Raw genomic sequence first — 7321 nt, 5'->3', positions numbered from 1 at the left:
TATCTAGATACTTTATGTCCCGGACTCTTTTTACTGTTATATTGGTCAGTCACTTTATAATTTGCCTTGTAACAAAAAGAAATACGCTATAAAAGCAAGTATAAGATATATCATTGATCCTAACATGAATGAACGTATACGAACTCTAAAAGGAATACGTTTATTAAATATTGGACCTAAAACAAGATTTCCTATTCCGATAATAATGGGTCCAGCTAAAAAGAAGATGATTAATTGCGACGACATGTCATTCACACATGACCCTTTTCAAAAAAACGATTTATAATTTCTTCGCCATTTAAATCTTTACCAATATATGGAATAGTTGAGAAATCTTGTTTTTGAGTCATATCATTTGTATTTACTATAACATCTAATCCAGCGCGAAAAGCAGCTGTAGCACCATTTACAGAGTCTTCAATAGCTAAACAATGAGTTGGAGAATAATTAAGTTGCTGAACAGCAGTCAAATAAAGTTCTGGCTCTGGTTTTACATATTCTACACTTTCTCTCCCAACAATAATATTTATATATTCATCTAAACCTAAACTCTTAAATACTGGAAAAATATCCTTTTTATAACTACTTGTCGCAATTGCCATAGGAATATGACGTTGCTTCAAGTATTTCATTAATTGTTTAATCGTAGGATTAATTTCTAATTGATTACTTGTTTGATGGTGTTCTTTATAAATAATTTCTTTATTATCTTTTCCAATCGTCTGTTCCAAATATTCGTGTAAATCTTTTGCTTCTCCACCAATATTTTCACGGTAAAAATCGAGTGTAATTGGTGTTGCTTTATGACTAATTAAATGCTTATTAATAATATTAAATAAATGTTGTTCAGTATCGACAATTGTACCATCAAAATCGAATACTATTGCTTTATACATGATATTTCTCCTTTAAACTTAATATTATAGGTAAGTTTAACATATTACATTAACGTTTAGACCAATATTTGGCAAGAATAGGTCCAGAAATATTATGAACAAAACTGAATACAGCTCCTGGCACTGCTGCTAGTGGACTAAAATGTACAGTTGCCAAAGACACAGCTAAACCTGAATTTTGCATTCCAACTTCAATAGAAACGGCCTTTTTGTCTCTTCTATCAAGTTTGAATACATGCGCTAAAACATAACCTAATAAATAGCCCACTACATTATGTAAAATGACTACAATAAAAATAAGGAATCCAGTTTTAAGAATTTGTGATTTACTCCCTCCAACAACAGCCGCTAAAATCAATGAAATCGCTACTACAGAAATAATTGGTAAAATTTTAGTAGCTTCCCGAGTTACTTTTTTGGAAGCAAGTTGTAAAAGGAATCCTATGATTATTGGTAATAAAACAACTTGAATGACCGACCATAACATACTTAAAAATGATACATGTAACCACTCATGAGCAAATAAATAAATTAAAGCCGGTGTTACAAATGGTGCTAATAAAGTAGATACACTTGTAATCGCTACAGATAACGCGACATTAGCATTAGCTAGATAACTCATGACATTACTTGATGTTCCGCCAGGACAACATCCAACTAAAATCACTCCAATTGCTAACTCAGCTGGTAAATTAAATATTTTAGCAATAGTATAGGCCAAGGTAGGCATAATAGTGAATTGTAAGATCACTCCGATAATAACAGACCTCGGCTCTTTAAAAACTAATTTAAAGTCACTAGGTTTAATTGTCATTCCCATGCCTAACATCACAATTCCTAATAGCCATGGGACGAATTGACCCATCGTCGCTAGTTGAGTTGGAAATATAAAACCTATAATAGCAGCAATAAACATCCATAATAAAAATGTCTTAGTTGCAAATTCACTTACTTTACTTAACATGATGTCACCCTCTTATTTTAAATAATGAAATAAGAGTATCACAGGAGAAAAAGTAAAACAATGAATTTTCAGAATATTTAAAATATGTATGTCTTTATTTTTTCTTTTTTAAATAGAGTTACGAATATATTACAAAAATATTAAATTAAAATTCATTCAAAAGTCGTAGTGATAATCATAATAAAGAGTGATACAATCAGACTGTATATGGGAACGACGTGTTTCATTTTAAGAATGATAATGACATGAAGACTACATATTATTAAGAATTGGGAGGTTCTTGCATGTGGATAGATAAATTTGAAACTTACATTCTAAATATTGTAGGTTTGCAATCAAGATCGACTAAAAGACAATTAATGAAAATTTGCAGAAATGTTCAATTTTGCGAATCATTTCAATACAACATTATTAAATATAACAATACTCCAGCCCTTGAAATCAGCTTGCCTAAACAACAATTACCCTATTTCATTAGTTTTTTAAGTTTTTACCAAATTTCTATTTACCAAATTCTTTCTTCTAGAAATACACACATCTTATTGGATTCTGGACAATATTATTCTTCTTCTAAACGCTTTAATTTATGTATAGATGGATTACAAGATGCTTTTATTAAAGATAAAGTTATTGATATAATGACATATTTCTCTAATCAATATGATTTAACTTATACATTAAACAATAATTATGCTAGCGTATGTTGTAAACCAGAAATATTCTCGAAACTCATTCAGTTTATTGCTTGTCGAAATATTGATATTTTATCAGCCACATATAAAGCTCGCGCATTACATAATGCACGTATTTCTTAGAATAGTTAAAGGGTCGAAACAAAATGTTTCGACCCTTTTAGTATCTTATTTTTTGTCATTTTCATCAAATACTAAGTGTTCAAATGCTTCTCGTACTTGTGGTACGGTCATCCCTACAACTACTTGTACATTCTTACCACTTTTTACAAGTCCATGTGACATTTGTTGATGTGTAAAATATGCAGTATCTTCTACTTTTGATTCATCATTAACAGTTAAGCGTAAACGTGTTGTACAATTTGTCACATCTTTAATATTTTCTTTTCCACCTAAACCTTCTAAATAATAATATGCTTTTTCTTCATATTCATTACTAGGCTCAAAACCTGAAGTGTCTGTACTATCTTCACCTTTTTTCTCTTTATAATCTTTTTTAGAAAATAGTTTCACTTCTTCTTCAGCACGACGTCCTGGTAATGGAATATCAAATTTTAAAATAAGATATCTAAATACAAAGAAGTAAATTGCTGAGAAAATTAAACCAATAATAACTTGAGCTACATAAGTCATCCAGTGATTTTGTCCAAGTGGAATCCAGTTTGTTGCAATAAAGTCAAGTAGTCCTCCACCCATATTACCAACTACTCCAAAACCATACATGATTGTATCCATTGTTGCAGCTAATAATGCATGAATAACAAATAAGAATGGTGCAATAAATAAAAATGTAAATTCTAATGGTTCTGTAATACCAACTACAACAGCAGTTAATGTAGCAGGTATCAATAATGCAGCTACTTTTTTACGATTTTCTTTAGGTGTTGTAGAATACATTGCTAAAGCAATACCAATTGCGCCAAATACTTTACCATTACCTTGAAGCATGAAACCATAATGGAATTGATCTTTTAATGGTTTGCTACTTTCGGCAAATTGATTTAAATGTCTAAACCATTCTGCTTTTAAACCATCTTTTGCTACAACTGGACCTACTTCAATTGGTGCATAAACAAAATGGTGAAGTCCAGTAGGTATTAATACACGTTCTAAGAAATGGTATAACCATACGCCTATATAACCAGAAGCAATAATGAAGTGTTGTAATGATTCAATTCCGCTTTGAATCGTTGGCCACACTACACATGTAATGGCTGCTACAGGTAACATAACAAAGAATGAAATAGTGACTACAAATGTTAAACCTTGGAAAACACCAAGCATTTCAGGTAATTTCTTACTGTAATATCTATTATGTATCCAAGTTACAATAGCTGAAATAATGATACCACCTAAAATATTAGTATCTAATGTTGGAATACCTGCAATTGCTTTTAAACCTGTAACATTTTCAACACCTTTTTGTAAGTTTGCACCAAACGTATGTGGCCATTGCGTTAAAATGGTATTGATAAATGTATTAAACATTAAGTAACCCATTAAAGCTGCTAATGCTGCGTGACCTGGTGCTTTTTTAGCAAGTGAAATTGGTAAACCTACTACAAATACAATTTCCATGTGATTAAAGATAACCCAACCACCAGATTCAATGACTGACCAAAATTTAAACCAAAATGTGTGACTGTCTGCCAAACCACCCATTATTGTTGGGTTTTTAAATAGTGTTGCAAACCCCAATATAATCCCGAAGAATGCAAACATTAATACTGGAACTATCATTGCGCTCCCAAAACGTTTTATTGCGTTCATATGCTGACCCCCAAATCTAAATATCATAGTTAATCATATGATATTGCACTTTTTTAAGCGCTTTCTTAATATCTTAATTCTATTATAGTAAACGCTTTCATATATACAATGATATTGACTCATTTTGAAATATTTTTGTATAATCAGTTTATATTTTCTATAGATGAAAAAATTTTCAATATTATAACTTGAGGTGTTTATATGTTATTAGATGAGAGAGTTAATACTAACTTTGATAAATTAAATGACAATGATCTTCATATAGCTCATTTTGTTAATACACATATAGAACAATGTAAAACTTTAAAAATACAAGAACTATCACAATATACACATGCATCAAACGCAACTATTCATCGTTTCACACGTAAATTAGGCTTTGATGGCTATAGTGATTTTAAATCTTATTTAAAATTTGAAAGTCAATCTTTACATGAAGTTCCTACCGATTCAATCAAACAATTTAAACAAGAAATTGAAACAACATTTACTTACCTAGAAAGGGTAAATTTTAACCTTATTACTGAAAAAATTGATAAAGCTACCAATGTATACTTATATGGTACTGGACGAGCTCAGAAAAATGTAGCTGAAGAAGCACAACGTATCTTATTAACTATGCATAAAAATGTAATTGTATTGCATGATGAACATGAGATTAAAATGGTACTTAACTACTCTAATGAAGATGACTTATTTTTTGTGATTTCTTTATCTGGAGAAACTCACCAATTAACTGAGATTACTAATTTACTTCAATTGCGCCAACGTTATTTTATTTCTGTTACAACCATGAAAGACAATACATTAGCACAAAAGGCAAATTATAATGTTTACGTTTCTAGCCATACATTTTATTTATACAATGATATAGATTATTCTAGCTTTATTAATTATCATATCTTTTTTGAAACGCTACTAAGAAAATATAATGAGCGAAAAGAAAACGGTGAATTACAATAAATAAAAAGACCTATTAAGTAATAACTGACTTTTACTCAATAGGTCTTTTCATTTTAATTAAAGTAACATATCATTGTCCTCTACATATTGATCTAAAACTTCATTCATTCGATCAAACATTAATTCTAAACCATGTGCAGTAGAATCATGATATTCTTTCTTTTTATGTTTATATTCTAAAGCCGTTAAACGACGTTCTTTTTCTACTATAGATTGATAGTAAAAGAACATTTGCGTACCGCCTGATTCACGCTCTTCAAATTCTACTTCAATAACATCTTGACTATCGCTTAATTCTGGCATTCCAATAGTCATTTTGATGTATTCATCGGATACTAATTCTTCATATTTACCTTGAATTACATTTTGTTTACCATTACGAGCATCTACTATTCGATATTGTCCACCTTCATGAATATCTGCATCAAATAATTTATTTGTTCGTTGGGAGGTCATAAACCATTGCTTTAATAAGTTTATATCTGTCCAAGCACTATAAACCAATTCTGGAGAATATTTAAATAAACGCTCAATATGAATCTCAACTTGTTCATTTTCTACATTATATTTTGCCACTCATCTCACCTACTTTCACTCTTAGTTATATTTTAACGCATTTATAAATACTACCAAAATTTCAACTATCAGAAATTAAAAAAAATATAAATTTAGATGATTTTAACTTGTTATATATCATTTATTTCGTCTTAAGACGTGGAAATCTAAATACAATTGCTAGAATTCCACAAATGCCTAATAAAATTGAATAAATACAATATGGCAACATACTAAAAGGAGATATTCCAGCAACACCCGCTGCTGCAATAAGTTGAGGGCTATAGGGTAACAGACCTTGAAAACATCCAGCAAAAATATCAAGAAGACTTGCTGATTTACGAGGATCTACTTCATACTCGTCGGCAATATTTTTAGCCAATGGTCCTGACATAATAATTGAAATTGTGTTATTTGCTGTAGCGATATCCGCTACACTCACAAGACTAGCGATACCAAATTCAGCACCACGTTTCGATTTCACTTTCGATTTCACAAAATTAAGCAACCATTCTACACCGCCATTATGTTGAATAAGACCAACAAGCCCGCCAATAAGTAAAGCTATAATTGCAATATCTTCCATTCCAATAATTCCTTTTGATATAGCAGTTAATAAACCTTTCCAATTGAAAGAACCATCAATAAGACCAATGATTCCAGAAAGTATAGTACCACTAATTAAAACTACGATAACATTCACACCAATGACGGCTAAAACAAGCACTAAAATATAAGGAATGACTTTCACTAAGTTATAATCATATTGCTTAGAATGATCAATATGTACACCATTTGTTAAGAAAAATAAAATGATAATTGTTAGAATTGCACCTGGTAAAACAATCCAAAAATTAACTTTAAACTTATCGCTCATTTTTGTTTTTTGAGTACGTACTGCTGCTATTGTGGTATCTGATATCATTGATAAATTATCACCAAACATCGCACCGCCTACTACTGTTCCCATCGCTAACATAGCTGAAATATCAGTTGCCTGAGAAAATCCAAATCCTACAGGTGCAAGTGCTGCAATAGTTCCAACTGAGGTTCCCATAGAGATAGAGACAAACATACAAATTATAAACAATCCTACAATAATAAAATTTTGTGGTATGAGTGATAGTCCTAAATTAACTGTAGACGTGACACCACCCATTTTTTCAGCAGTAGTTGAAAATGCACCTGCTAAGATAAAGATGAAAACCATTAGGACAATATTTGAATGCCCTGCCCCTTGAGTAAATATTTCAATCTTTTTTGAAAATTTTTCTTTTCTATTCATCATTAATGCTACAATCACAGTAATCGTTATCGCAACATTTAAAGGCATATTACTAAAATCTCCAGTAGCGATTCCTATTCCTAAAAATAATGCAATAAATAGCACAAGAGGTAGTAGTGCCCATGCATGCCCTTTATTCCCTTCTTCCATATTTAACCTACTTTCCTTAATACTAATTGAATTTATATTTAAAGGT

General features: G+C 30.7%; 8 protein-coding genes. 2 read left to right on the top strand and 6 right to left on the bottom strand.

The genetic code is table 11. From position 1 onward, the window contains the following. Positions 1 to 54: 54 nt before the first annotated feature. From HMPREF2647_RS11055 to HMPREF2647_RS09395, 3 genes are read right to left on the bottom strand one after another with little or no spacing between them, the layout of a single operon-like run. Complete coding sequence (locus tag HMPREF2647_RS11055) at positions 55 to 246, bottom strand: hypothetical protein (protein ID WP_080979238.1); 192 nt, start codon at positions 244 to 246, stop codon at positions 55 to 57. Positions 247 to 251: 5 nt separating this feature from the next. Beyond that, positions 252 to 896, bottom strand: a complete 645-nt coding sequence (locus HMPREF2647_RS09400) for an HAD-IA family hydrolase (protein ID WP_017174898.1) — start codon at positions 894 to 896, stop codon at positions 252 to 254. 49 nt (positions 897 to 945) lie between these two features. Then, positions 946 to 1860 (bottom strand): bile acid:sodium symporter family protein, encoded by a 915-nt coding sequence (locus HMPREF2647_RS09395; protein ID WP_017174899.1) that lies wholly within the window; start codon positions 1858 to 1860, stop codon positions 946 to 948. Positions 1861 to 2144: 284 nt separating this feature from the next. Between HMPREF2647_RS09395 and HMPREF2647_RS09390 the strand changes: the two genes are divergently transcribed. Further along, entirely contained in the window at positions 2145 to 2675 is a 531-nt protein-coding gene (locus HMPREF2647_RS09390) for a hypothetical protein (RefSeq protein WP_017174900.1), read from the top strand. A gap of 45 nt (positions 2676 to 2720) precedes the next feature. Here the strand turns inward: HMPREF2647_RS09390 and HMPREF2647_RS09385 are convergent, their stop codons facing one another. Further along, positions 2721 to 4322, bottom strand: a complete 1602-nt coding sequence (locus tag HMPREF2647_RS09385) for an alpha-glucoside-specific PTS transporter subunit IIBC (RefSeq protein WP_017174901.1) — start codon at positions 4320 to 4322, stop codon at positions 2721 to 2723. A 201-nt stretch (positions 4323 to 4523) separates the two neighbouring features. On the opposite strand from HMPREF2647_RS09385, the gene HMPREF2647_RS09380 reads away from it, so the two are divergent. Continuing rightward, a complete protein-coding gene (locus HMPREF2647_RS09380; protein ID WP_048679170.1) occupies positions 4524 to 5285 on the top strand; it encodes a MurR/RpiR family transcriptional regulator in 762 nt (253 codons plus the stop codon). A 57-nt stretch (positions 5286 to 5342) separates the two neighbouring features. Here HMPREF2647_RS09380 and HMPREF2647_RS09375 read toward each other — a convergent pair whose 3' ends face one another. Both HMPREF2647_RS09375 and HMPREF2647_RS09370 read right to left on the bottom strand, forming a co-directional pair. Continuing rightward, the gene (locus tag HMPREF2647_RS09375) at positions 5343 to 5861 is read right to left on the bottom strand and encodes an SRPBCC family protein (protein WP_002448616.1); all 519 of its coding nucleotides are present in this window, start codon (positions 5859 to 5861) and stop codon (positions 5343 to 5345) included. Positions 5862 to 5982: 121 nt separating this feature from the next. Continuing rightward, on the bottom strand, positions 5983 to 7275 hold the full coding sequence (locus HMPREF2647_RS09370; protein WP_017174903.1) for a Na+/H+ antiporter NhaC family protein: 1293 nt from the start codon (positions 7273 to 7275) through the stop codon (positions 5983 to 5985). Positions 7276 to 7321 lie beyond the last annotated feature (46 nt).

The sequence above is a fragment of the Staphylococcus sp. HMSC035D11 genome, assembly GCF_001836075.1.
Classification (GTDB): Bacteria; Bacillota; Bacilli; order Staphylococcales; family Staphylococcaceae; genus Staphylococcus; species Staphylococcus hominis.
The sequence above is the reverse complement of the archived record's forward strand: the minus strand, read 5'-3'. Positions and strand labels throughout refer to the sequence as shown.

Bases quoted from the DNA above. Each gene is read 5' to 3' on its own strand.
- HMPREF2647_RS11055 (WP_080979238.1), bottom strand. From the start codon at position 246: ATGTCGTCGCAATTAATCATCTTCTTTTTAGCTGGACCCATTATTATC.
- HMPREF2647_RS09400 (WP_017174898.1), bottom strand. From the start codon at position 896: ATGTATAAAGCAATAGTATTCGATTTTGATGGTACAATTGTCGATACT.
- HMPREF2647_RS09395 (WP_017174899.1), bottom strand. From the start codon at position 1,860: ATGTTAAGTAAAGTAAGTGAATTTGCAACTAAGACATTTTTATTATGG.
- HMPREF2647_RS09390 (WP_017174900.1), top strand. From the start codon at position 2,145: ATGTGGATAGATAAATTTGAAACTTACATTCTAAATATTGTAGGTTTG.
- HMPREF2647_RS09385 (WP_017174901.1), bottom strand. From the start codon at position 4,322: ATGAACGCAATAAAACGTTTTGGGAGCGCAATGATAGTTCCAGTATTA.
- HMPREF2647_RS09380 (WP_048679170.1), top strand. From the start codon at position 4,524: ATGTTATTAGATGAGAGAGTTAATACTAACTTTGATAAATTAAATGAC.
- HMPREF2647_RS09370 (WP_017174903.1), bottom strand. From the start codon at position 7,275: ATGGAAGAAGGGAATAAAGGGCATGCATGGGCACTACTACCTCTTGTG.